This is a genomic window from Alteromonas sp. 14N.309.X.WAT.G.H12 (genome assembly GCF_036697315.1).
Lineage (GTDB): Bacteria > Pseudomonadota > Gammaproteobacteria > Enterobacterales > Alteromonadaceae > Alteromonas.
The window spans coordinates 1-201 of record NZ_JBAHZB010000283.1 but is presented as its reverse complement, the minus strand read 5'-3'; the positions used below and the strand labels follow the sequence as shown (position 1 = coordinate 201).

Genomic DNA, 201 nt, shown 5'->3' with positions numbered 1-201 from the left:
CGGGGCTATAGCTCAGCTGGGAGAGCGCCTGATTTGCATTCAGGAGGTCAGCAGTTCGATCCTGCTTAGCTCCACCAGATTCCGGCAACTGAGTCAAAAAAAGTCAGACTGCGAAGTAAGCTGGAGGCTTGTAGCTCAGCTGGTTAGAGCGCACCCCTGATAAGGGTGAGGTCGGCAGTTCAAGTCTGCCCAAGCCTACCA

The 201-nt window shown here is 54.7% G+C and carries 2 tRNA genes; both read left to right on the top strand.

Annotated features, from left to right (window positions below):
* The first annotated feature begins 1 nt into the window (after position 1).
* Positions 2-77: transfer RNA gene (locus V5298_RS21000), tRNA-Ala, on the top strand.
* A 47-nt stretch (positions 78-124) separates the two neighbouring features.
* Positions 125-201 (top strand) — tRNA-Ile (locus tag V5298_RS20995).